23 protein-coding genes and 1 pseudogene are annotated in these 20,926 nt (G+C 36.8%); 19 read left to right on the top strand and 5 right to left on the bottom strand.

All coding sequences use genetic code 11. The annotated features are described in order from the left end of the window. Window positions 1–289: 289 nt before the first annotated feature. From ACWM1W_RS16785 to ACWM1W_RS16755, 7 genes are all read left to right on the top strand, one after another. Complete coding sequence (locus tag ACWM1W_RS16785; protein WP_375726183.1) at window positions 290–820, top strand: Csu type fimbrial protein; 531 nt, start codon at window positions 290–292, stop codon at window positions 818–820. A gap of 24 nt (window positions 821–844) precedes the next feature. Continuing rightward, window positions 845–1,402: a Csu type fimbrial protein gene (locus ACWM1W_RS16780; RefSeq protein ID WP_004740224.1), complete on the top strand. Its 558-nt coding sequence runs from the start codon at window positions 845–847 to the stop codon at window positions 1,400–1,402. Between the two features lie 14 nt (window positions 1,403–1,416). Next, the gene (locus ACWM1W_RS16775) at window positions 1,417–1,950 is read left to right on the top strand and encodes a Csu type fimbrial protein (RefSeq protein ID WP_004740222.1); all 534 of its coding nucleotides are present in this window, start codon (window positions 1,417–1,419) and stop codon (window positions 1,948–1,950) included. Between the two features lie 5 nt (window positions 1,951–1,955). Then, window positions 1,956–2,762 carry a fimbrial biogenesis chaperone gene (locus ACWM1W_RS16770; protein WP_004740220.1) on the top strand — a complete coding sequence of 269 codons (807 nt, stop codon included), beginning with the start codon at window positions 1,956–1,958 and terminating at the stop codon, window positions 2,760–2,762. An 11-nt stretch (window positions 2,763–2,773) separates the two neighbouring features. Further along, window positions 2,774–5,233 (top strand): fimbria/pilus outer membrane usher protein, encoded by a 2,460-nt coding sequence (locus ACWM1W_RS16765; RefSeq protein WP_375726184.1) that lies wholly within the window; start codon window positions 2,774–2,776, stop codon window positions 5,231–5,233. A 10-nt stretch (window positions 5,234–5,243) separates the two neighbouring features. Further along, window positions 5,244–6,242 carry a Csu type fimbrial protein gene (locus ACWM1W_RS16760; RefSeq protein WP_461603328.1) on the top strand — a complete coding sequence of 333 codons (999 nt, stop codon included), beginning with the start codon at window positions 5,244–5,246 and terminating at the stop codon, window positions 6,240–6,242. Between the two features lie 70 nt (window positions 6,243–6,312). Beyond that, entirely contained in the window at window positions 6,313–7,017 is a 705-nt protein-coding gene (locus ACWM1W_RS16755) for an IS6-like element IS1008 family transposase (RefSeq protein ID WP_001067790.1), read from the top strand. A 235-nt stretch (window positions 7,018–7,252) separates the two neighbouring features. Here the strand turns inward: ACWM1W_RS16755 and ACWM1W_RS16750 are convergent, their stop codons facing one another. Further along, complete coding sequence (locus tag ACWM1W_RS16750; RefSeq protein WP_375726243.1) at window positions 7,253–8,653, bottom strand: heavy metal sensor histidine kinase; 1,401 nt, start codon at window positions 8,651–8,653, stop codon at window positions 7,253–7,255. Beyond that, the gene (locus tag ACWM1W_RS16745) at window positions 8,646–9,326 is read right to left on the bottom strand and encodes a heavy metal response regulator transcription factor (RefSeq protein WP_004679347.1); all 681 of its coding nucleotides are present in this window, start codon (window positions 9,324–9,326) and stop codon (window positions 8,646–8,648) included. Before ACWM1W_RS16745 ends, ACWM1W_RS16750 begins: the two co-directional genes overlap by 8 nt. Before the next feature lie 148 nt (window positions 9,327–9,474). On the opposite strand from ACWM1W_RS16745, the gene ACWM1W_RS16740 reads away from it, so the two are divergent. The 4 genes and pseudogenes from ACWM1W_RS16740 to ACWM1W_RS16725 all read left to right on the top strand — a co-directional run. After that, window positions 9,475–9,771 (top strand): hypothetical protein, encoded by a 297-nt coding sequence (locus ACWM1W_RS16740; RefSeq protein WP_004695744.1) that lies wholly within the window; start codon window positions 9,475–9,477, stop codon window positions 9,769–9,771. An 89-nt stretch (window positions 9,772–9,860) separates the two neighbouring features. Beyond that, window positions 9,861–11,714, top strand: coding sequence for a copper resistance system multicopper oxidase (locus ACWM1W_RS16735; protein ID WP_461603327.1), 1,854 nt, complete (start codon window positions 9,861–9,863; stop codon window positions 11,712–11,714). After that, window positions 11,701–12,621 (top strand): copper resistance protein B, encoded by a 921-nt coding sequence (locus ACWM1W_RS16730; RefSeq protein ID WP_004733213.1) that lies wholly within the window; start codon window positions 11,701–11,703, stop codon window positions 12,619–12,621. Before ACWM1W_RS16735 ends, ACWM1W_RS16730 begins: the two co-directional genes overlap by 14 nt. 45 nt (window positions 12,622–12,666) lie before the next feature. Next, window positions 12,667–12,931: pseudogene (locus tag ACWM1W_RS16725) on the top strand (hypothetical protein); the annotation flags it as partial. Window positions 12,932–12,984: 53 nt separating this feature from the next. Here the strand turns inward: ACWM1W_RS16725 and ACWM1W_RS16720 are convergent. Beyond that, window positions 12,985–13,689 (bottom strand): IS6-like element IS1008 family transposase, encoded by a 705-nt coding sequence (locus ACWM1W_RS16720; protein WP_001067783.1) that lies wholly within the window; start codon window positions 13,687–13,689, stop codon window positions 12,985–12,987. Window positions 13,690–13,759: 70 nt separating this feature from the next. Here ACWM1W_RS16720 and ACWM1W_RS16715 point away from each other — a divergent pair, with 70 nt between their 5' ends. The 6 genes from ACWM1W_RS16715 to ACWM1W_RS16690 all read left to right on the top strand — a co-directional run bounded on the left by ACWM1W_RS16715 (window position 13,760) and on the right by ACWM1W_RS16690 (window position 18,955). Further along, window positions 13,760–14,326, top strand: coding sequence for a recombinase family protein (locus ACWM1W_RS16715; protein ID WP_004282172.1), 567 nt, complete (start codon window positions 13,760–13,762; stop codon window positions 14,324–14,326). A gap of 745 nt (window positions 14,327–15,071) precedes the next feature. Next, window positions 15,072–16,991, top strand: coding sequence for a multicopper oxidase domain-containing protein (locus ACWM1W_RS16710; protein WP_179994454.1), 1,920 nt, complete (start codon window positions 15,072–15,074; stop codon window positions 16,989–16,991). Continuing rightward, complete coding sequence (locus ACWM1W_RS16705; RefSeq protein WP_004897649.1) at window positions 16,978–17,316, top strand: hypothetical protein; 339 nt, start codon at window positions 16,978–16,980, stop codon at window positions 17,314–17,316. Before ACWM1W_RS16710 ends, ACWM1W_RS16705 begins: the two co-directional genes overlap by 14 nt. Continuing rightward, on the top strand, window positions 17,303–18,247 hold the full coding sequence (locus ACWM1W_RS16700) for a copper resistance protein B (protein ID WP_004668309.1): 945 nt from the start codon (window positions 17,303–17,305) through the stop codon (window positions 18,245–18,247). Before ACWM1W_RS16705 ends, ACWM1W_RS16700 begins: the two co-directional genes overlap by 14 nt. A 179-nt stretch (window positions 18,248–18,426) precedes the next feature. Continuing rightward, window positions 18,427–18,672 (top strand): type II toxin-antitoxin system RelB/DinJ family antitoxin, encoded by a 246-nt coding sequence (locus ACWM1W_RS16695; RefSeq protein WP_000246755.1) that lies wholly within the window; start codon window positions 18,427–18,429, stop codon window positions 18,670–18,672. Beyond that, a complete protein-coding gene (locus ACWM1W_RS16690) occupies window positions 18,662–18,955 on the top strand; it encodes a type II toxin-antitoxin system RelE family toxin (protein WP_000221358.1) in 294 nt (97 codons plus the stop codon). Before ACWM1W_RS16695 ends, ACWM1W_RS16690 begins: the two co-directional genes overlap by 11 nt. A 128-nt stretch (window positions 18,956–19,083) precedes the next feature. Here ACWM1W_RS16690 and ACWM1W_RS16685 read toward each other — a convergent pair whose 3' ends face one another. Further along, window positions 19,084–19,413, bottom strand: coding sequence for a four-helix bundle copper-binding protein (locus tag ACWM1W_RS16685; protein ID WP_004641881.1), 330 nt, complete (start codon window positions 19,411–19,413; stop codon window positions 19,084–19,086). A gap of 355 nt (window positions 19,414–19,768) precedes the next feature. Between ACWM1W_RS16685 and ACWM1W_RS16680 the strand changes: the two genes are divergently transcribed. Together ACWM1W_RS16680 and ACWM1W_RS16675 are read left to right on the top strand one after the other, a co-directional pair. Further along, window positions 19,769–20,065, top strand: a complete 297-nt coding sequence (locus ACWM1W_RS16680; RefSeq protein ID WP_180087573.1) for a type II toxin-antitoxin system RelE/ParE family toxin — start codon at window positions 19,769–19,771, stop codon at window positions 20,063–20,065. A gap of 1 nt (window position 20,066) precedes the next feature. Further along, window positions 20,067–20,357 carry an addiction module antidote protein gene (locus ACWM1W_RS16675; protein WP_060875721.1) on the top strand — a complete coding sequence of 97 codons (291 nt, stop codon included), beginning with the start codon at window positions 20,067–20,069 and terminating at the stop codon, window positions 20,355–20,357. A 136-nt stretch (window positions 20,358–20,493) separates the two neighbouring features. Here the strand turns inward: ACWM1W_RS16675 and ACWM1W_RS16670 are convergent, their stop codons facing one another. Next, complete coding sequence (locus tag ACWM1W_RS16670) at window positions 20,494–20,925, bottom strand: MarR family winged helix-turn-helix transcriptional regulator (RefSeq protein WP_005264140.1); 432 nt, start codon at window positions 20,923–20,925, stop codon at window positions 20,494–20,496. Between the last annotated feature and the right edge of the window lies 1 nt (window position 20,926).

Here is a 20,926-nt window from a genome sequence, read left to right as displayed (position 1 = left end):
ACTTGTTTCAAAATCGGCTTTTTGCGGTTTTTATGATCAGGATTAATTATTTAAGTAATTGATATTTAAATTAATATACAAGTGTACTTCGTATAACCGCCATTATGTTAAATAGAGGAATAGGTTTTTTTAAACTTAAGACTATATTTTGAATTCATAGCTCTTTTAGTTGTGTATTTTTACAATTATGTAACTATAAGTTATTAAAATTACATTTTTTACTTTAAATGTGACCTAATTAACACTTAGTGTTGTGATTTAATTTTAATTCTGTTTTTTTGGTGATTACATGATGAAAAAAAATCGCATTTTAACTATTGGGTTATTCACTTTTACTTCATTATTTGCTGCGTCTTCTTTCGCAGCAATTACAGGGCAAGTTGATGTAAAATTAAACATTTCATCAGGTTGTACTGTTGATAATTCACAAGTTGAAGGGAACATGAACAAGTTTGGTGAACTTGATTTTGGTAAATCTGCATCAACTTGGTCAAACGTACTGACAGCAGAAGTTGCATCATCAGGCAATGGTGGTGACTTGACAGTGACTTGTGACACAGGTGTTACACAATTCAATGTAAGCGTGAACGGTGGTGAGCGTGGCGACAGAACATTATCAAATGCTACGGATACCGTTGCATATAATGTTTATCAAGATGCTGCTCGTAGCAAACTTTATGAGTTAAATACAAATGTTGCATTCCCTGTAACTGCTGGAACAGCAGTACCAGTTCCGATGTATGGTGCTATTGCTGCAAATACAACGACTGTTTCTGACGGTGATTATACAGATACTTTACTTGTAACTGTTTCATTCTAAGAAGTTTTCAGAAGGAGATGAGCAATGTTTGAAAATATTAAATTCAAATCTCTCTGTTTGAGTCTGTGTGTTTTTTTCCATTCTCATCTTCTTTATGCAGGTTCTGGCAGCGTGAGCTTAAAAAGCGAAATCACTTTAGAACCTGCATGCCTGATTAATCAAAAAAGCACTTTAAATGGTGCAAATCTCAATAAATTGGGTGATCTGGATTTTGGTGATCTAGATGCCAGTTTTTCATCAGTTTCAGCAATGCTCAGTAATGAGACCAATAATGCTATCCATATTCTTTGTCCTGTCGGCAGTAATGTAAAAGTTGCATTTAATGCAGGTCGTAACGCAAATCATGTGCCAAGTCAGTTTGCTGCGAATTATCAAAGAGCAATGTCAAATGGTGGCGGTGAATATATTGCGTATCAAATTTATGAAAATAATAAATCTGGCAAGGTGCTTACACCAGAAACCAGTATCGATTTTTTGGGGGGAAGTGAGTATGTCGTTCGCCTTTATGCTGAAGCTGTAAATGCACAGTCTCTTTCCAAAGGGGAATACACCGATCAAATTACTGTCACAGTAAATTTTTAATAGAGTAGATGAATATGTTTAAAAGTCTTTTAAAAATAAACACATCTATTGTATTGATGTTAACTTCAATAACCGCATTGGCTGCAACTTCAGCCAATATTGAAGTGAGTGCAGTGATTGAAAAAGGATGCTTATTTCAGGAATCACCAAAAGGTTTAAATTTCGGAACACATGCCTCTACTTCGCAGGAAAATGCAATTACAGCCAGTATTACTAATAGTCAGGATACATGGAAAATTGAATGTACATCTGATGTTCCTGTCACGATTACATTTGGTAATGGGAAAAGCTTAAACACATCTACACAAAATCGGCGACTCAAACATGTTAGCTCGGAAAATTACATCGATTATATGCTTTATCGGAATGCTAATTTAACCCAGCCACTTGGTACAAGTAGTGCCAACAATACTTTGACTCTAAAAAGTACAGAACAAAATCATTTGTTGAGTTTTCAGATTTATGGGCTTGTAGACCTAAGCCAAGGGGCAATCAATAAGATGCCTGGTCAATATAAAGATGATGTTTTAATAACGATTGCATGGTGATATCAATGATGACTTTTTTAAAGAAATTTGCCTCTTCCCACAGCTTATTTTTAAAAGCTTTGGCAATAACAGGCACGATCGTCCCTGCAACAGCTTCTTATAGCCAAGCAAACTTTCTGATTTGGCCGATTTACCCTGTGATCGAAAATAAACAAAAAGCAGTACCTGTCTGGCTGGAAAACGTTGGAGATAGCCCTGCAATGGTTCAGATCCGTGTTTTTAAATGGACTCAGGATCAGTACAAAGAACAGTTTTCAACACAACAGGAAATCATTGCAAGCCCGCCTATTGTCAAAATTCCTGCAGGGACAAAACAAATGATCCGTTTGACTCAGGCCGTGCCGACACCTGATCTAAAAGAAAACTCATATCGTGTGGTTGTAGATGAATTACCTGTAGCAGTAGATAGTGAGACCGATAATAGTCGTGTCAATTTCAAAATGCGTTACTCGATTCCTTTATTTACTTATGGGAAAGGAATAGGTAGTGGTACAGGGCAGGAAACTAAAAAAATAAATAGTAAAAATCCACTCGCGAAGCCAGTTTTAACGTGGGTTTTTACTCAGGCTAAAGGCAAAGAAGTGCTTGAAATTAAAAATACAGGTGCAATGTCAGCACGTATTTCAGAGTTTAAAGCCGGAGATAAACTATTTAAAGCTCAAGCCGAGAACAATGCTTATGGCTATGTCCTTCCAAATAGTATTATTCACTTTTCTTTATCCACTGACCTAAAAAATAATATAAATAAAACTAATGCACTGGGTGCAATTGTTGGATCAAAGAAAGAGATTGTTGCTGTTGAAAAACAGTAGGTGTTTTTCTTATGAATCATTATATAAATTTCAAGGGGAGTGTTTTAGCAAAATGTATATTGGCAGTATTCTGTGCACAAAATATAACAGTGTATGCTGAAACATTTTCTGAAATTCCTGATGTAGTTCAGTCTGTTAAAGAAATTCCACCCATTAAGCTTTATCTGGATTTGGTAATTAACTCTTACTCCACCCAAAAAGTAGTGACTGTGGTTGTGGTTGATGAGCATTATTATTTACAAAAATCAGTTTTGAGTGATCTGGAAATTAATCCTGACCACTTCAATACGCAACATGCTCTAAGTAGTGATATTTTGGGACATCTGGGTATCAATGCGCAGCCTGAGGAGTGGGTGCAAATTGATCAGCAAAAAGATATACAGACATCTTATAGTGCTAATAATCAGCAAATACTATTAACGATGCCATCGCACTGGTTGCCTGAACAGCAGTTAGGCAAAGATTATTGGTATAAAAGAACGCCTGCACAAAGCGGGATTGGTTTCCTTAACAACTATGATGTGTATGTATATAAACCACATAACCAATCTCGTTCATTGAATATTTTTACAGAGCAAAGATTCTTTAGTCCGTGGGGATCTTTGAAAAATACAGGTAATTATAGCTCTTTAAAAAATACAGTAACAAATCAAAAAGAGAATAACTATCTCCGATTTGATACCAATTGGCAGTTTGATAGCGAAAATAATATTGCCACATTAGAAATCGGGGATATATATTCTGCAACAAAAAATAGTTGGACTCAGTCAGTACGTTTAGGGGGGATTCAACTACGTCGTAATTTTAGTATTCGCCCTGATTTGATTACTTATCCTTTACCTCAATTTACCGGTCAGGCAGCCTTACCAAGTACTGTTGATTTATTTATTAATGGTCTTAAAAACTCAACTAATGATATTCAGCCTGGCCCATATATTTTAAACAACGTCCCATTTATTAATGGACGGGGTGAGGCTGTTGTAGTCACAACAGATGCAGTAGGGAGACAAGTTTCAACTACTTTGCCATTCTATGTTTCTGGAGATTTATTAAAACCGAAGCTTTTTGATTATGCTGTTTCGGTAGGTAAACTACGAGAAAACTATGGTATTAAAAACTTTGATTATGGTGATGTTCTGGCAAGTTTTGATGCACGATATGGTGTGAATTCATGGTTGACGGCCGAAGGTCATGCAGAAGGTAATAACGATATCTGGAATGCAGGCTTGGGGCAAGTATTTAAACTTTATAATTTTGGTGTATTAAATACCTCTTATTCATACAGTAAAGCCAAACAAAATAAACGAACATTAAATAATGATGAAAATGGGCATCAATTTACTGTTGGCTATCAATACCAGCAACCGCATTTTGGATTTAATGCTGCACATTCCCGCCAGAATGAAAATTTTAATACGATTGCCAGTTATTACACAGATGGTTTACTTTCAGTGAATGCAATTGAAAGCACAGTAGCAAATCTGCATTTTTCTACAAAGCGTTTAGGTACATTTGGTATTGGTTATTTTGGTATCAAGCGAGACAGTTTTGAAGATTCGGATTTGTTAAGTCTGTCTTGGACACCTGTATTACCTAGAGATTTATTGGGTTCAACTTTATCTTTATCAGCAAATCAAGACTTAAATCAGGATATATGGAATGCTGCAATTCAGTTGACAATTCCATTCGGTACCACCGGTGGTAATCTGAATACAGGTTATCAGTACCAAGAGAATGGTGGTGATTCAGCTTATATCAACTATAACTATCAGATGCCAACCGAGGGAGGTTTCGGTTTCTACTTAGCACATAGATATAATGAAAAATCAAATAATTATAACCAAGCACAGATGAACTACCGTAACCGCTATTTAAATGCTCAAGCTGGTATTTCAGGTGATGATGATTATGATCAATGGTATGGCTTATCAGGTTCTGTGATTTGGATGAGAAACTCTATATTTGCAACAAACCGTCTTGGTGAGTCTTTCTCCCTGATTAGCACCAATGGCCAAGCCAATATTCCAATTCGCTATGAAAATAACCTGATTGGGGAAACCAATAAAAAAGGCTATTTATTTGTACCTAATGTGACACCTTATTATGGTGCTAAATACTCAATAGATCCGTTGAATCTTTCCTCTAACTTTGCGACACCAGTTGTTGAGCGTCGTTCTGCTGCAAAATTAGGTACAGGAATTATTGTGGATTTCCCTGTGAAGAAAATTCAGGGGGGAAATGTTTATCTAAAATCTCAAAGTGGAGAACCATTACCAGCAGGTGCTGTAGTTTATCAAAAAGAGAAGAATCCGACTTATGTTGGAATGGATGGTATTGTTTATATTGAAGATTTGGAAAAAGAAAATCTATTGAAAATTGATTTGGGACACGGTCAGCAATGTATCGCAAGATTCCCTGCCGAATTAGGTCAAGAGCAGATCGTTACTATTTCAGATGTTGTGTGCAGTTAGGAGAAGAATGATGCGGAGTAAGATATTTTCCCTATTAGTATTTGGATTATTAGGGGCATTTACACAACAGACTTTTGCAAACTGCACTACCCTAAGTAGTTCTCTTACTTTGGGACCTATAAGTTCTTTTAATGTCCCCTCTTTAAATCCTACTGATAATCAAATATCAGGTGGATTAAGTTGTAGTGGAACATTGACTCTATTCTCGAACCAATATATCCAATACACCGCATTAAATACTCCATCAAAGTTAATACATACAGATGGGAAAAACTCTGCAAATATTACAATCTTAGATTATGATAAAAATATTGTTATAACTTCATCAAAACCCATAGATTTAACTCGATTCGTTGTAATTTCACTTTTTTCAGGACCAAACTCTAGCATCCCTTTTTATATCAGAGTGAACGAAAATACTAATTTAGTACCTGGAACTTATAAAGGTCAATTTTTAGTAAAATGGTTCTGGCGTATTCCTTACCTTGGCATCGGTGGTATATCTCTTTATTATAATAGCCCCAACTTAAAAACCAATCTGCTTGGAAATATTACAGATTGGGGAACTGGCCAAGATGCAATAATTAATATTGAATTGATTGTAGAAAAAGATTGTAAGATTAATGCGCAAAATATCAATTTTGGCACAGCTCCATTAGTTTCCAAATTTAATCCTGTTACGGGTACAGTACAAATTACCTGTTCTGCACAGACCCCCTATACTGTTGGTCTTTCAAATGGTCAAAATTATAGCCAAAACCGTCGTATGAAAAATGTAAGTGGTAATCAATATATACCTTATGAAATTTATAAAAATACAACGACACAACGTTGGGGATATTTAGGTACAGATCGTTGGTCAAGCTCTAATGCATCTCAGAATGCAGGTATCTATGATGGGTCAGTAACACAAGGCTATAGCTATACAGCCAAAATTATTGATGATGGAAGTAATGCTTCTGCAGAAGGGACTTATAAAGATAATCTCATTTTAGAAGTTGCTTTTTAATTTAGAGGGCACTGTTGCAAATAGGCTGACATGATAAGCTAAATATCTTATTTATTTCGAGATACAGCAGATGAATCCCTTCCATGGTCGGCACTTTCAAGGTGAAATCATTCTTTGGGCTGTTCGTTGGTATTGTAAATATGGCATCAGCTATCGTGAACTTCAAGAAATGCTCGCTGAACGGGGTGTGAATGTTGACCACACCACAATTTATCGTTGGGTTCAGCGTTATGCTCCAGAAATGGAAAAACGCTTACGCTGGTATTGGCGTAATCCTACAGATTTACATTCATGGCATATGGATGAGACTTATATCAAAGTGAAGGGGCGATGGACTTACCTGTATCGTGCAGTTGATCAACGTGGTCATACGATTGACTTTTACCTTTCCGCTAGACGGAACAGTAAATCAGCCTATTGTTTTTTAGGAAAAATCTTCAATACGGTGAAAAAATGGCAAATTCCACGGGTCATCAATACAGATAAAGCAGCGACCTATGGCCATGCTTTATCACGGTTAAAGCGAGAAGGAAAATGTCCAGTAGATATTGAGCACAGGCAGATTAAGTATAAAAATAATGTCATTGAATGTGATCATGGTAAGTTAAAGAGAATCATCAGGGCCACATTAGGATTCAAATCTATGAAGACGGCTTATGCCACAATTAAAGGTATTGAAGTCATGCGTGCACTACGTAAAGGACAAGCATCGTCATTTTATTATGGTCAGCCTCAAGGTGAAGTGTGTCTAATCAACAGGGTTTTCGGTCTCTAAGCACTTTTAAAAAGGAACTTCATCGACTCAAATCTCTATTTGCAACAGTGCCGGCCACACTGAGCAACATGTTAAGCAAAGCGACAATTGCATGGATGACAGGGGGGGCACAGTTTGGCCGAGCTATCATATTTGGCTACACAATTGCCATGATAGGTGCTGGCGTAGCTCTGGCTCTCAGTTTGAGCTTTATGTAAGGTCAACTCGGGTAAATAGAAGATGTTCAAAAAATGAGTTAAAATGATTCCCCTTGCATGGATTCATTTTGAAAAACAATGGTAAAAATGATTCGACCATTGAGGGATTCAGCCTGGATGGTCGCCCCAAGCATATCAAGAATAGATTTTGTTATGGCAAGCCCTAAGCCGGTTCCTTCTTCTGTTCTTTGTCTAGACGCATCTGTTCGATAAAAACGATCAAATAATCTGGATAGTTGTTCAGGAGAGAGTTCAGGGCCTTCATTTTCAATTGAAAATATTGTGTTATCTAAATTCTGTTGAAGTTTTATGCGTATTGTAGAATTCTTATTTCCATATTTAACTGCATTAGATAATAGATTGCTGAGTGCTCGACGTAACATAGCAGGATCACCTTTGACATTTCCAGATCCTGTTTGTTGAAGCGTCATATTTTTTTCGGCAGCTAGCGCATCATAGAAATCAAATAAGGCTGTAACTTCTTTAACCAGGTCAATATTCTGTAAGTTCTGTAATTTTAGGCCATGTTCCGCTTTTGCCAAGAAAAGCATATCGGATACCATGCGAGCCAAACGTTCTAATTCTTCTAAATTAGAAAATAGTACTTCTTGATAGGTACTGGTATCTCGTTTACGGGCAAGACATACTTGAGTTTGAGTCATTAAGTTATTAATCGGTGTTCTAATTTCATGCGCTAAATCAGATGAAAAATCGGAAAGCCTTTCTAAAGCTGATTCTAGTCTGTCGAGCATATCATTGAAGGCAATTGCTAATGATTTTAGTTCTGTTGGTGTGTGCTCAACTTCTAAACGTTCTGAAAGATGTTGGGCAGAAATGCCTTCTGCGACCTTAGCCATTTTTTGCACGGGTCTTAAACCTCTCCAGGTTGCAAACCAGCCTAAAAACATTAAACAAATCGTACCGGCTAAACCAATGTAAAAAAGTTGACGCTTAAAATCATTTAAAAAATGTAGATGTTCAGATGTATCGATCCCCACAATAATGCGTACAGATTGTATTTCAGTATTTTTGTTTATATCCGTGTTGTAGATCATGCCACGATAGGTCTTATTCTTAATTTTCCATTTAATCCAAGGGTTATTTGCTGACTTGATTAACTGTTGAGTATTAATGATTGAAGATGCTGAACTAAATAAAATCTGACCTGCCGGTCGTTCTATTTGGACCATAAGATCATGGTGTCCAACTAAAGCATCTTTCAAATATAGATCAAGTTCTGGAGAATTTTTAGGATGCTGTTGGAGAAGATTCTGAATAAGCTGGATTTTACCTTCTAATTGGGTACGATCTTGCGTTTCAAAATGATGCATCACTAATTTATGGATGAAAAACCCCATCATAATGAGAATGCATATAGTCGATAATGAGAAAATAATACCAATACGAAAACTGATAGATTTGAATAATTTATTATTCATCTTCTACCTCTAATACATACCCCATTCCTCTAATATTTTGAATTAACTTAGGGGTAAAATTACTATCTACTTTATTTCTTAATCGTTTAATAGCGACTTCAACTACATTTGTATCACTATCAAAGTTCATATCCCAAATTTGAGATGCAATAAGTGCTCTTGGTAGAATTTCACCTCTTCTACGCATAAAAAGCTCCATAAGAGCAAATTCTTTAGCCGTTAAATCAATGCGTTGACCTGCTCGTGTTACCCGACGTTTTCTCAAATCAAGTTCTAAATCAGCAATCTTAATAATATTATTATCTTCTCTTTGTTGCCCTCGTCTAAGGAGCGTTTTTATTCGAGCTAGAAGCTCTGCAAAAGCAAAAGGCTTAACTAAATAATCATCAGCGCCTAGCTCTAATCCTTTTACTCGATCTTCTATCTGATCTCGGGCGGTAAGAAAAAGAATGGGCATTGTTTTACCGCTGCTACGAATATCATTGATAATATTCCAACCATTTAGTCCAGGTAACATCACGTCTAAAATAATTAAGTCATACTCTTCAGAAAGAGCTTGATGTTTACCCGTTAACCCATCTGTAACCCAGTCCGTAATATAGCCAGCTTCGGATAAACCTTGCTTGAGATAATCACCAGTTTTTTGTTCATCTTCAACTAATAGTATTCTCATTTCCGAATCCTAAGTCATTCATTAAAACTATAATAACGTTATAAAACATCTGATCGAGATAGATTACAAAAATGTCATTTTCAAGTCACTTAGATGTTCAGTGCTTCACTTTATTGTAGTAGCAAGAAATTAACTTTTAGAGAAACTTATGAAAACTGTAGTGCGTCGTAGTCTAACAATTTTAATGTGTGCTGGAACTTTAATTGCTGGTACTCAATCTTGGGCAAAAGATGTATCAACCTCAAGTGCCACTAAAACGGTAAAAGCACAGAAACCTTGTACAAAACCTTGTAAAATGGAAAAAGATGACAAGACTCAGCAAGATCATAGTCAACATCAGTCTCCTAACTCATCTGACATGTCAAAAATGGATCATTCTATGATGAATATGGACCATTCTAAAATGGATCATTCAAAGATGAATATGCCTAGTAGCAATAAATAATTTTATAAATAGCGAGAAAGAAGTATTAAAGTTTATACTAAATATTTGCTTTATTACTTCAATCTTGACCTTTCTAAAGGTGAGATAGAATGTCAAATAAGTTAAGTCATGTACTCTTAATTGGAGTTGGTTTATTTTCATCAACTTGGGTAATGGCGGCAGTTAAAGAATATGATTTAACAATCGCTGAACAAACTGTAAATATCACAGGAAAACCGCTAAAGAGAATTACCGTTAATGGTAAATTCGTTGCACCACTTCTTGAATTTGAAGAAGGTGATGAGGCCGTTATCCGTGTTCACAATAAGTTAAAAAATCAGGACTCTTCAATCCATTGGCATGGCTTATTATTACCTGGAATTATGGATGGTGTACCTGGATTTAACAAATTTAATGGCATTGCCCCTAATAAAACTTATGAATATAATTTTAAAGTCCGCCAAAATGGTACTTATTGGTATCATTCACATAGTAAAGCACAAGAACAAGACGGTTTATATGGTGCTTTTGTTATTTATCCTAAAGATAAAACTCCACTAACAGCTGCTGAAAAAACCGATAAAGATTACGTTGTTTTGCTTTCTGATTTTCATAATTCAACAAGTGATCAAATTATGAAAAATCTTAAAAAAGAAGCAGATTACTATCAGAACCGTCGCGAAACAGTATTCGATGTATTAAAACAAGTTAAACGTGATGGATTAAAGGCAACTTGGCAAGACCGCTCTATGTGGAATCAGATGCGGATGTTGAAAACAGATATGTCCGATGTGACTGGTTATACATTTTTAATGAATGGCAAAACACCTCAGCAAAACTGGACCGGTAACTTCAAAGCTGGTGAAAAAGTTCGCCTTCGTTTTATTAATGCTTCCGCTATGTCATTCTTTGATGTACGCATTCCAACCCTAAAAATGACTGTAGTCAGTGCTGATGGTCAACCTGTAAAGCCCGTTCCTGTAGATGAGTTCCGTATTGGTACTGCTGAAACCTATGATGTCATTGTGGAACCAAAACAAGCACATTACCAAATTGAAGCTGAATCTATTGATCGTACCGGTTTTTCAGTGGGAACATTACATGAAGAAAGCAGCCCAGCAGTCAAACAAATTGAGATGCCTAAATCTCGCCCTCGTGCTTTATTAACTATGGAAGATATGGGGATGAGCCATGACATGTCATCTATGAAAGATATGAATCACGATATGTCTTCTATGAAAGGCATGAATCACGATATGTCTTCTATGAAAGGTATGGATCATGATATGTCTTCTATGAAAGGCATGAATCACGATATGTCTTCTATGAAAGGTATGGATCATGATATGTCTTCTATGAAAGGTATGGATCATGATATGCCGATGAATAGCGCTACTGTTAAGGCGGCTTCAGACAAGAATGATAATACCGTATTTGGATGGGCAAATGCTTCAACACCTGAAGGTAATAAAGCATTGCAATATAGTGATTTGCAATCGTTAGATCCTCAAAAAGACACTCGTGCAGCTGAACGTGAAATAGAGATCCGTCTTGGTGGAAACATGGAGCGTTATATTTGGACAATAAATGGTAAAAAATTTAATGAAGCCGACCCACTAGTGGTGAAGTATGGTGAACGTATTCGCTTAAAATTTGTCAATGACAGTATGATGGCTCACCCAATGCACTTACATGGCATGTTTATGCAGCTTGAGAATGGTCAGGATCCAAGCAATATGCCAAACAAACATACGGTAATTGTTCCACCTGGGAAAACGATAACCACTCTACTCACAGCTGATGAGTTAGGTGAGTGGGCTATTCATTGTCACCTGCTTTACCATATGAGTGCAGGAATGATGAATAAACTCATTGTAGCTCAAGTGGAAGATGGTAATTCTACAAAGACTGTTCCTCAGTCCCAAGTAAATGAGAAGGGAGTAAATCCACATGCAAATCACTAAGAATTTCTTCTCAAAAACAGTCTTATCAATTGCATTAATAAGTATATCAAACTTAACTTTTGCTAATAGCAGCACTTCGGAACAAGAAAGTAATATTACAAATGGTATGAGAGTCTTATTACAGGAGTCTGGTGGCTTAAGATATAGCCCCCAAGAATTGTATCCAGAATATTATTCAATGGAAAATGCAAATGGGGGAGATAATATTATTTTGACTGCAAGAAAGACATCAGACGGATCTCACGATGATCATCTTAAAGAACATGGCGGACAAATTTATCAAGTAACAAGACTTGAAAATGCATGGATGGTTGATGAAGACGGTAAGGGCAACCTAGGAACAAAGCTTGAAACTTTGATTGGAACAGATGAAAATCGTCTATTTATTGAAGCCAATTCGGAAAAGTCAGAAAGTAATGATCCAAAATATGCTGTATCAGCACTTTATAGCCGTAACGTAGCCCCATTTTGGGATATACAAGCTGGTGTAAGATATAGCGAAGATAAAAATAGCAGCAACAGTGATCGAGTTGATGGTGTTATTGGTGTATTAGGATTAGCTCCTTATTTCTTTGAAACACAAGCATATCTTTATGGCGGTGAGAATAATTTTTGGGGAGCAAGTTTTGAATTAGAACGTGATTTGCTTTTAACTCAGAAACTTATTACTCAACCTTATATCGAAGCAGATGTAATATTTAGCGATGATTCTAACTATGCTGCAAAATCAGGTTTATCAGAACTTAAAACTGGTATCAAAACCCGATATGAGATTACTAAGCGAATTAAACCTTTCATTGATGTTGCTTACCAATATGAAAAAGGACAGAAAGCCACTTCTATGCAAGAGGCAACAGAGTCTGAAAAGGGATGGAAATATGGTGCAGGTATCGAATTAGTTTTTTAAAATAATATGACTTGGAATCATGAATGGTAGCTTCGGCTACTATTCATGAAATTGTTGTCATTTCCTTTCGAATCTGTAAAACTAAAAAAGCTTAAATTTTGGTCTTATCTCTATGCAGTGGTTAAAAACATGCCTATCGCTGTTTTTATCGTTTGCTATCCTTTTAGTAGGATCGGCTGCTGCTGCTTCGTCTGTACATAAGCGGTGTTTAATGCCATCTGAACAGATGAAATCCATGCAAATGGAAGCATCTCAAAACCAGGATATGATGCATACCGACTGTATGAAAGTTGAAGCAAAGGTCAAAAAAAGGCACTGTTGCAAATAGAGATTTGAGTCGATGAAGTTCCTTTTTAAAAGTGCTTAGAGACCGAAAACCCTGTTGATTAGACACACTTCACCTTGAGGCTGACCATAATAAAATGACGATGCTTGTCCTTTACGTAGTGCACGCATGACTTCAATACCTTTAATTGTGGCATAAGCCGTCTTCATAGATTTGAATCCTAATGTGGCCCTGATGATCCGCTTTAACTTACCATGATCACATTCAATGACATTATTTTTATACTTAATCTGCCTGTGCTCAATATCTACTGGACATTTTCCTTCTCGCTTTAACCGTGATAAAGCATGGCCATAGGTCGCTGCTTTATCTGTATTGATGACCCGTGGAATTTGCCATTTTTTCACCGTATTGAAGATCTTTCCTAGAAAACTATAGGCTGATTTACTGTTCCGTCTAGCGGAAAGGTAAAAGTCAATCGTATGACCCCGTTGATCAACTGCACGATACAGGTAAGTCCATCGCCCCTTCACTTTGATATAAGTCTCATCCATATGCCATGAATGTAAATCTGTAGGATTACGCCAATACCAGCGTAACCGTTTTTCCATTTCTGGAGCATAACGCTGAACCCAACGATAAATTGTACTGTGATCCACATTTATGCCTCGTTCAGCGAGCATTTCTTGAAGTTCACGATAGCTGATGCCATATTTACAATACCAACGAACAGCCCAAAGAATGATTTCACCTTGAAAGTGCCGACCGTGGAAGGGATTCATCTGCTGTATCTCGAAATAAATAAGATATTTAGCTTATCATGTCAGCCTATTTGCAACAGTGCCTGAAAAATTGAAAGGCCAAAAAGTAGGGTATATCCGGGTAAGTTCTGTCGAGCAAAACACTGGACGTCAACTTGAGGGAATTGAAGTCGACCGGATTTTTGTTGACCGTGCTTCAGGTAAAAATACTGACCGACCTAAATTTCAGGAAATGTTGAACTATGTCCGGGAAGGGGACAGGGTGATTGTACATTCCATGGATCGTTTTGCGCGAAGCCTGAAAGATTTGGTCACTGAAGTAGATAAACTGGTCAAACGAGGGATTGCCATCCAGTTTGTAAAAGAAAATATTACTTTTACGGCCGAATCCACCCCGATGGATAATTTGATGCTGCAATTGATGGGTGCTTTTGCACAGTTCGAACGTGAGATCATTTTAGAGCGGCAAAAGGAAGGAATAAAACTCGCCTCTGCTCAGGGGAAGTACAAAGGTCGGGTGCATAAACTAAAGCCTGACCAAGCTGAAGCTTTACGACAAGCATGGAGGGAAGGGAAGTATCCATCAAAAATGGCATTAGGAAAAGCTTTTGGGATTAGTCGTCAGGCGGTATACCGATATTTACAAGTTAGTGAATAGCTTATTGGGATTGGCAACTAAATTTAGTTTAACTTATAAAAATCATGAAACATTGTTCGAATTTTAAGCGTGGAACATAAATAATCAATAAAAAGCCGCTCTGGTACCCTATGCCCCACAACGGCTTGATCTAATATACTGAAATTTAAAGATAAATAAAGAGAATTTCGTATAAGGTGTATTATGTTATTTTTAGAGAAACTACTAAATTATATTGGGTTGTAAATATTTGAAATTCCGTTAAGATATTTTGGATTAAATTCTATTCCTAGATAGCATTCGTGTTGACTCATCTCTCCAAAAAACTTTGGTTTTGTTTTCTTATGGTTTTTGCCATAGGATGGAGTAGTGTGTCTGTTGCATCAGTAAAGATAATGCATATCAATATGCAAACTGAAATGAGCCAAGATCATTGTTTAGATCAAGCACAGCAAGTCACTCAACATGGTATTAATCACGAAGTACAGACGAATACCGATTGCCATAATCATTTAGCTCTTAATCAGAATATAGATCACAAAAAGTGTCAGGAATGTTCTAGCTTATCCTGCCAGACACAGATCTCATGTCTTCATTCTTTGCAAAGCTCGCTAGATCCCCTATATACCTTCTATTCTATAGATCAGCCTAATTTTTATTACCCCAACCAATATCTAAATGGGTATTGGCAAGAAATTTCACGTCCTCCTAAAACTTAACCAATTTTTTTAAAATTTATTTATTTTTCAAAAATTAAGGTTAAGTTATGTCTCATAAAATTAGTTCGTACCTATTAGCAGGTATTTGTTTTGCATCGTCGCCTTTGGTTTTTGCCGAAGTGCGTGAATATCAGCTTGTTATTGATGAAGCAGTGGTCAGCCCAACTGGAAAGCCTGTAAAGCGCATTACCGTAAATGGTCAATTTCCTGCGCCTTTGCTTGAGTTTGAAGAGGGTGATGAAGCCATCATTCGCGTGAAAAATAATTTAAAAAACCAAGATTCTTCTATTCATTGGCACGGACTGTTGTTGCCGGGCATTATGGATGGTGTACCGGGATTTAATGGTTTTAACGGTATTAAGCCTCAAAGCGAGTATGTTTATAAATTCAAGATTCGCCAAAGCGGGACTTATTGGTATCACGCTCATTCTAAAGGACAGGAACAGGACGGCTTATATGGTTCTTTTGTGATTTATCCAAAAGGTAAAACACCATTGGCAGCACATGAAAAAGCTGAACGTGACTATGTGGTGATGTTGTCAGATTTTCATGAAAAAACCAGTGATCAAATTCAGAAAGATCTTAAAATTTCAGCTGAATATTATCAAGATCAGCGTGAAACCTTGGGTGATGTTTGGAAGCAGGTTAAACGTGATGGCATAAAAGCGACATGGTCTGACCGCAAAATGTGGAATCAGATGCGTATGCTAAAAACCGACATGTCGGATGTTACAGGTTATACCTTCCTCATTAATGGCAAAACACCTGAACAAAATTGGACAGGAATGTTTAAACCGAATGAAAAAATTCGCCTACGTTTTGTGAATGCATCTGCGATGTCTTTCTACGATGTCCGTATTCCTAACTTGAAAATGACTGTGGTCAGTGCTGATGGTCAGCCTGTAAAACCTGTTGCTGTGGATGAGTTTCGTATTGGCACAGCTGAAACTTATGATGTGATTGTGGAGCCCAAAGGCGGACATTATCAAATTGAAGCTGAGTCAATTGACCGTGCAGGCTATGCGATTGGTACACTGCACAATGAATTAAATCCTATGACACATGGCATTCATATGCCTGCACCACGTCCACGCTCACTTTTGACCATGGAAGATATGGGACATGGTGGCGGTGATCATGCAGGAATGGATCATTCGAAAATGAACCACGGCAATATGCAAGGCATGGATCACTCGAAAATGGATCATTCAAAAATGAACCATGGCGATATGCAAGGCATGGATCACTCGAAAATGGATCATTCAAAAATGAACCATGGCGATATGCAAGGCATGGATCACTCGAAAATGGATCATTCAAAAATGAACCATGGCGATATGCAAGGCATGGATCACTCGAAAATGGATCATTCACAGCATGGCACAGCAAAACCACAAGAAAATGATCAAGTGGTTTATGGTTGGGCAAATGCATCTACACCTGCGGGCAATAAAGCCTTGCAATATAGTGATTTAAAATCTTTAGAACCGCAAAAAGATACTCGTGAAGCTAGCAGTGAATTAGTAGTGCGTTTGGGCGGTACTATGGAGCGTTATATTTGGACGATTAACGGTAAAAAATTCAGCGATGCTGAGCCATTAAAAGTGAAGTATGGCGAGCGTATCCGTATCAAATTTATTAATGACAGTATGATGGCGCACCCCATGCATTTACATGGCATGTTTATGCAGTTGGAGAATGGTCAAGAGTCGGTAGATATGCCGAATAAACACACATTGATTGTACCACCGGGTAAAACAGTGACTGCTTTATTAACTGCGGATGAGTTGGGCGAATGGGCAATCCATTGTCATTTGTTGTATCACATGAGTGCAGGAATGATGAACAAGTTGATCGTGGCAAATGTTAGCGATGAACAAGTGTCTACAACGCCAATTCAAGGTACAAATTCGACTCAAACTCACCAAGTAACTGAGCAAAAAGGAGCTGGACATGCACATCACTAATTTTGTATTTAAAGCGTTTTTTTCTGTTGCGGTATTGAGTTTAACAAGCTTAAGTTTGGCGCACGAAGGGCATCATTCAACTGCTCAGACTGATGGAAAAAATGTACCATCAATGAATCATCAAGCGATGTCTGAGATGGATCATTCACAGCATTCTCCACAAGAGCATGCACAACACATGCAGATGATGGGGAAAATGAATCATGCTGCACATTCAGCACCGATGAACCATCAACATGCAGGTCATCAGCCAATGCATCACAAATCAACAGAGAAACAGCAAGATCAAAAAGTACAGAAAGGAGATCAACATGCGCACCATTAATCTTTTTTCTAAAACTGTTTTAGCAAGCTCTTTGTTGATGGTCAGTGCAGTGAGTTTGGCACATAATGGTGAAGATCATAGTGCGCCTGAAAAAATGACAGTTGCTACATCTTCTAGTCAAAATCAGCCGATGCAAATGGATCGCTCTCAAATGAACCATAGCCAAATGAATCAGGCACAACATCAGGCAACATCTACGGTTAATCATTTACATCATGTACCAGATGCGAATGCTCAGCAGAGTTCGCATTATGATCATCGCTCAGAACACGGTGCGCAAATTTATGCGATTACGACAGTGGACAATAAGTGGCTTGTCAATGAAGATGGCACAGGTGATTTAAAGTCAGAGTTTGAAACCCGTATTGGCACAGATGAAAATAAGGTTTTTATTAAAATTCATGCCGATAAAGAAGAATCGCATGATGCACATTATGATGCCAAACTTTTATATAGCCGTATGATTTCAGACTTTTGGGATGCACAGATTGGTGCACGTTATCGTAGTGAAAAAGTTGAACTCAATGATCATCGCAAAGACACCGAAGAAAATGTTGATGCGGTGATTGGCTTACATGGTATGGCGCCATATTTCTTTGAAACTGATGCTTATCTCTATGCGGGAGAAGACAATTATGCGGGCTTTAGCCTAGAAACGGAACGTGATTTTCTGATTACGCAAAAGTTGATTATTCAACCTTATTTAGAGTTGGATGCTATCTTTAGTGATGACTCTAAATATGCGAAAAAAACTGGTTTAAGCAGTGCAACCGCAGGGTTTGAAACTCGCTATGAAATCAGTAAAAAGATCATGCCGTATATCGACATTGCCTATGAGTATTCAAAAGGTAATGATGAAACGTCGTGGCAAATAGAATCAAACTCTGAGAAAGGTTGGTTATATGGAGCTGGTGTTAGATTTAGATTTTAATTAATTTAATGATTACTAAATAGCTTTATTTAAATAAAACTCTAGCTTAATGTGGCCGGAAGCAAAATGTTAACTTATTTTGCTTCCTTCCATTTAACATAATGGCTGTTATGCGAAGTCGACTTGTAATGCAATTTGCATTACAATATTCCTAGTACATTAAATACTTGGGAAATATGATGGCTACTGTTAACTTCAGGATCGATGAAGCCCTTAAAGAAAAATCTTATTCAATCCTTAAAGAGCAAGGTATTGCACCTACGGATTTCTTCACTAGTATTCTTGAGTATGTTGCTACGACTGGGAAACTGCCTGTCAAAAAAGCTTTGCTTTCAGAAGAAGATGAAGAATTATTAGCTCTTGTCCGTAAGCGCATTAATGATCCTAAAGAGATGTTTGAGGAAGTCACATTAGATGACTTATAAGCTTTTACGTCACAAGGACTTTACAGCAGAATGGGAAAAACTCCCTGTTGCTATACGAGATCAATTTAAAAAGAAACTAGCCAAAGTCATAGAGCAGCCACATATTCCAAAGAATATGCTTAGAGGCGATCTTGCAGGTTGCTATAAAATCAAATTATTAAAAGCTGGTGTCCGACTTGTCTATCAAGTTAAAGATGATCAGGTAGTTATCCTGCTCATTACCGTCGGAAAACGAGCTGATAGCATAGTTTATGACGAAGCGAAAAAGCGAATTAAAGACTAAAAATGGGAGCTTAAAGCTCCCATTTTTGGCTTCGTATAAGGTGTATTATGTTAATTTTAGGAAAGGCTCTAGACTAGCAGAATGATTATGTTAGTCTAGAGCCATATAATTAACATTATTGAAGTATTTTACATGGCAATTTTTCGACATTCTTCTGCACACTGACGGCAAGCCTCAGCACATTTTTTACAATGATCATGTGAATGTTTTTCACACTCTTCCGCACAATATTCACAGATCTTAGCACAAAGCTCACAAATCTCTTTGAGGAAAGGTGAGTTATGTTGTTGCATACGCACACATAACTGACAAATATCTGCACATTCTAGACAACGTTGAATACATTCACGCATCATCTCTAAATCTTTTTCTTTTAAACAAGAAGTTGCACATTCAGTACAAATAAGTGAACAGTTTGTACATGCAGAAATACACTCTGAAAATTCCGTATTAATCATTTTTTACTCTCAATTTATATAATCAAAGAAATAATTAAAACATAATTTTTTTCTACTAATTATTTTAAATTATTAGTAAATGTAATACATAATTTTAATTTATATGAATAATGTTAATTTTAACTAAATCTTATTTATATTCCAAATTATTAAAAAACAGTTTTTAATTAGGATAGATGATCAAGTATCAAAAGCAGCTATTCTTAAAATAACTACAATAATTTTATCACTTTAAAAATAGATTTTCCCTCTATTTAACATAATGGTTGTTATACGAAATTAATGGATGTTCGTATAGATTACTTGCATATTGTATTCGATCGAATACAATATAGTGAGAAGATAAGGAATCCTCATGATTGAAATTAAACGTCTGCCAGAATTTGATGAATGGTTGGATGGCATTAAAGACAATATGACCCGTATTCGCCTGAATCGTAGATTAGATAAGGTTCAACGTGGAAATTGGGGAGACATTAAACCTCTCCAAGATGGCGTTTGGGAAATGAGAGAATTCTTCGGTGCTGGATGGAGAATGTATTACATCCAACATGGTGATGTAGTGATTGTAATGCTTGGTGGAGGAGATAAATCGACTCAACAACAAGACATCGATCGTGCAATCAAATTATCGAAAACATTGGAGGATTAAAATGGTTAAAGTCGCTGATTTACCAAGTTTTGATATGGCTGAGTCACTCAAAACTGAAGAAGACATTGTGATGTATCTTAATATGGTTCTTGAAGATAATGATCCAGCTGAATTAGCCCATGCACTTGGTGTTATTGCTAAAGCTCGTGGCATGACTCAAATTGCTAAAGAAGCAGGGATTGGGCGTGAGGCACTCTACAAAGCCCTACGTCATGATTCAGCACCACGTTTTGATACAATTAATCGCGTAGTAAATGCGTTAGGCTTAAAACTCACTGTACAACACGCCTAAAACTTTAAAAAATATAGTAAAAATGGGAGCTAAAGGCTCCCATTTTTAGATTAATATAACGTGTATTATGTTAATTTAAGGAAAACTAATTGATTCTTAAAAGTAAACGGTTTCTATTATCAGATATTAAGAGGTATTAAACTCTCTCTGACAATAGATTGACTAATACTTTTAATTCATCTCGTAATTGACTTAAGTTATCAAACTCAATGTTTTTGGTAAGCTCTTTAGGAATATTTTCAGCCTCAGCAGATAAGTCTCGCCCTTTGTCTGTTAAGGAGATTAGAACTCGTCTTTCATCATGAGGATCACGAGATCGATTAATCAGAACAGATGTCTCCATTCTTTTTAATAATGGCGTTAATGTTCCACTATCAAGATGTAAAATTTGTCCAAGATCACCCACACTTACACATTTTTTTTCCCACAAGACCAACATCACTAAATATTGAGGATAAGTGAGCCCAAGAGGTGCAAGAAAAGGGCGATAAGCTTTCACAATTAAATTAGATGCAGCATAAATAGGAAAACATAGTTGCTCATCTAAGCAAAGCTGATTCTTGGACATA

The sequence above is a fragment of the Acinetobacter sp. TW_SC_4 genome (assembly GCF_054861205.1).
The sequence above is the reverse complement of the archived record's forward strand: the minus strand, read 5'-3'. Positions and strand labels throughout refer to the sequence as shown.

What these genes read in the sequence shown, in the direction of transcription:
- ACWM1W_RS16695 (WP_000246755.1), top strand. Translation starts at nt 18,427, where the DNA reads ATGGCTACTGTTAACTTCAGGATCGATGAAGCCCTTAAAGAAAAATCT.
- ACWM1W_RS16750 (WP_375726243.1), bottom strand. Translation starts at nt 8,653, where the DNA reads ATGAATAATAAATTATTCAAATCTATCAGTTTTCGTATTGGTATTATT.
- ACWM1W_RS16675 (WP_060875721.1), top strand. Translation starts at nt 20,067, where the DNA reads ATGGTTAAAGTCGCTGATTTACCAAGTTTTGATATGGCTGAGTCACTC.
- ACWM1W_RS16745 (WP_004679347.1), bottom strand. Translation starts at nt 9,326, where the DNA reads ATGAGAATACTATTAGTTGAAGATGAACAAAAAACTGGTGATTATCTC.
- ACWM1W_RS16690 (WP_000221358.1), top strand. Translation starts at nt 18,662, where the DNA reads ATGACTTATAAGCTTTTACGTCACAAGGACTTTACAGCAGAATGGGAA.
- ACWM1W_RS16705 (WP_004897649.1), top strand. Translation starts at nt 16,978, where the DNA reads ATGCACATCACTAATTTTGTATTTAAAGCGTTTTTTTCTGTTGCGGTA.
- ACWM1W_RS16760 (WP_461603328.1), top strand. Translation starts at nt 5,244, where the DNA reads ATGCGGAGTAAGATATTTTCCCTATTAGTATTTGGATTATTAGGGGCA.
- ACWM1W_RS16685 (WP_004641881.1), bottom strand. Translation starts at nt 19,413, where the DNA reads ATGATTAATACGGAATTTTCAGAGTGTATTTCTGCATGTACAAACTGT.
- ACWM1W_RS16670 (WP_005264140.1), bottom strand. Translation starts at nt 20,925, where the DNA reads ATGTCCAAGAATCAGCTTTGCTTAGATGAGCAACTATGTTTTCCTATT.
- ACWM1W_RS16765 (WP_375726184.1), top strand. Translation starts at nt 2,774, where the DNA reads ATGAATCATTATATAAATTTCAAGGGGAGTGTTTTAGCAAAATGTATA.
- ACWM1W_RS16720 (WP_001067783.1), bottom strand. Translation starts at nt 13,689, where the DNA reads ATGAATCCCTTCCACGGTCGGCACTTTCAAGGTGAAATCATTCTTTGG.
- ACWM1W_RS16700 (WP_004668309.1), top strand. Translation starts at nt 17,303, where the DNA reads ATGCGCACCATTAATCTTTTTTCTAAAACTGTTTTAGCAAGCTCTTTG.
- ACWM1W_RS16770 (WP_004740220.1), top strand. Translation starts at nt 1,956, where the DNA reads ATGATGACTTTTTTAAAGAAATTTGCCTCTTCCCACAGCTTATTTTTA.
- ACWM1W_RS16780 (WP_004740224.1), top strand. Translation starts at nt 845, where the DNA reads ATGTTTGAAAATATTAAATTCAAATCTCTCTGTTTGAGTCTGTGTGTT.
- ACWM1W_RS16775 (WP_004740222.1), top strand. Translation starts at nt 1,417, where the DNA reads ATGTTTAAAAGTCTTTTAAAAATAAACACATCTATTGTATTGATGTTA.
- ACWM1W_RS16680 (WP_180087573.1), top strand. Translation starts at nt 19,769, where the DNA reads ATGATTGAAATTAAACGTCTGCCAGAATTTGATGAATGGTTGGATGGC.
- ACWM1W_RS16735 (WP_461603327.1), top strand. Translation starts at nt 9,861, where the DNA reads ATGTCAAATAAGTTAAGTCATGTACTCTTAATTGGAGTTGGTTTATTT.
- ACWM1W_RS16755 (WP_001067790.1), top strand. Translation starts at nt 6,313, where the DNA reads ATGAATCCCTTCCATGGTCGGCACTTTCAAGGTGAAATCATTCTTTGG.
- ACWM1W_RS16785 (WP_375726183.1), top strand. Translation starts at nt 290, where the DNA reads ATGATGAAAAAAAATCGCATTTTAACTATTGGGTTATTCACTTTTACT.
- ACWM1W_RS16740 (WP_004695744.1), top strand. Translation starts at nt 9,475, where the DNA reads ATGAAAACTGTAGTGCGTCGTAGTCTAACAATTTTAATGTGTGCTGGA.
- ACWM1W_RS16730 (WP_004733213.1), top strand. Translation starts at nt 11,701, where the DNA reads ATGCAAATCACTAAGAATTTCTTCTCAAAAACAGTCTTATCAATTGCA.
- ACWM1W_RS16710 (WP_179994454.1), top strand. Translation starts at nt 15,072, where the DNA reads ATGTCTCATAAAATTAGTTCGTACCTATTAGCAGGTATTTGTTTTGCA.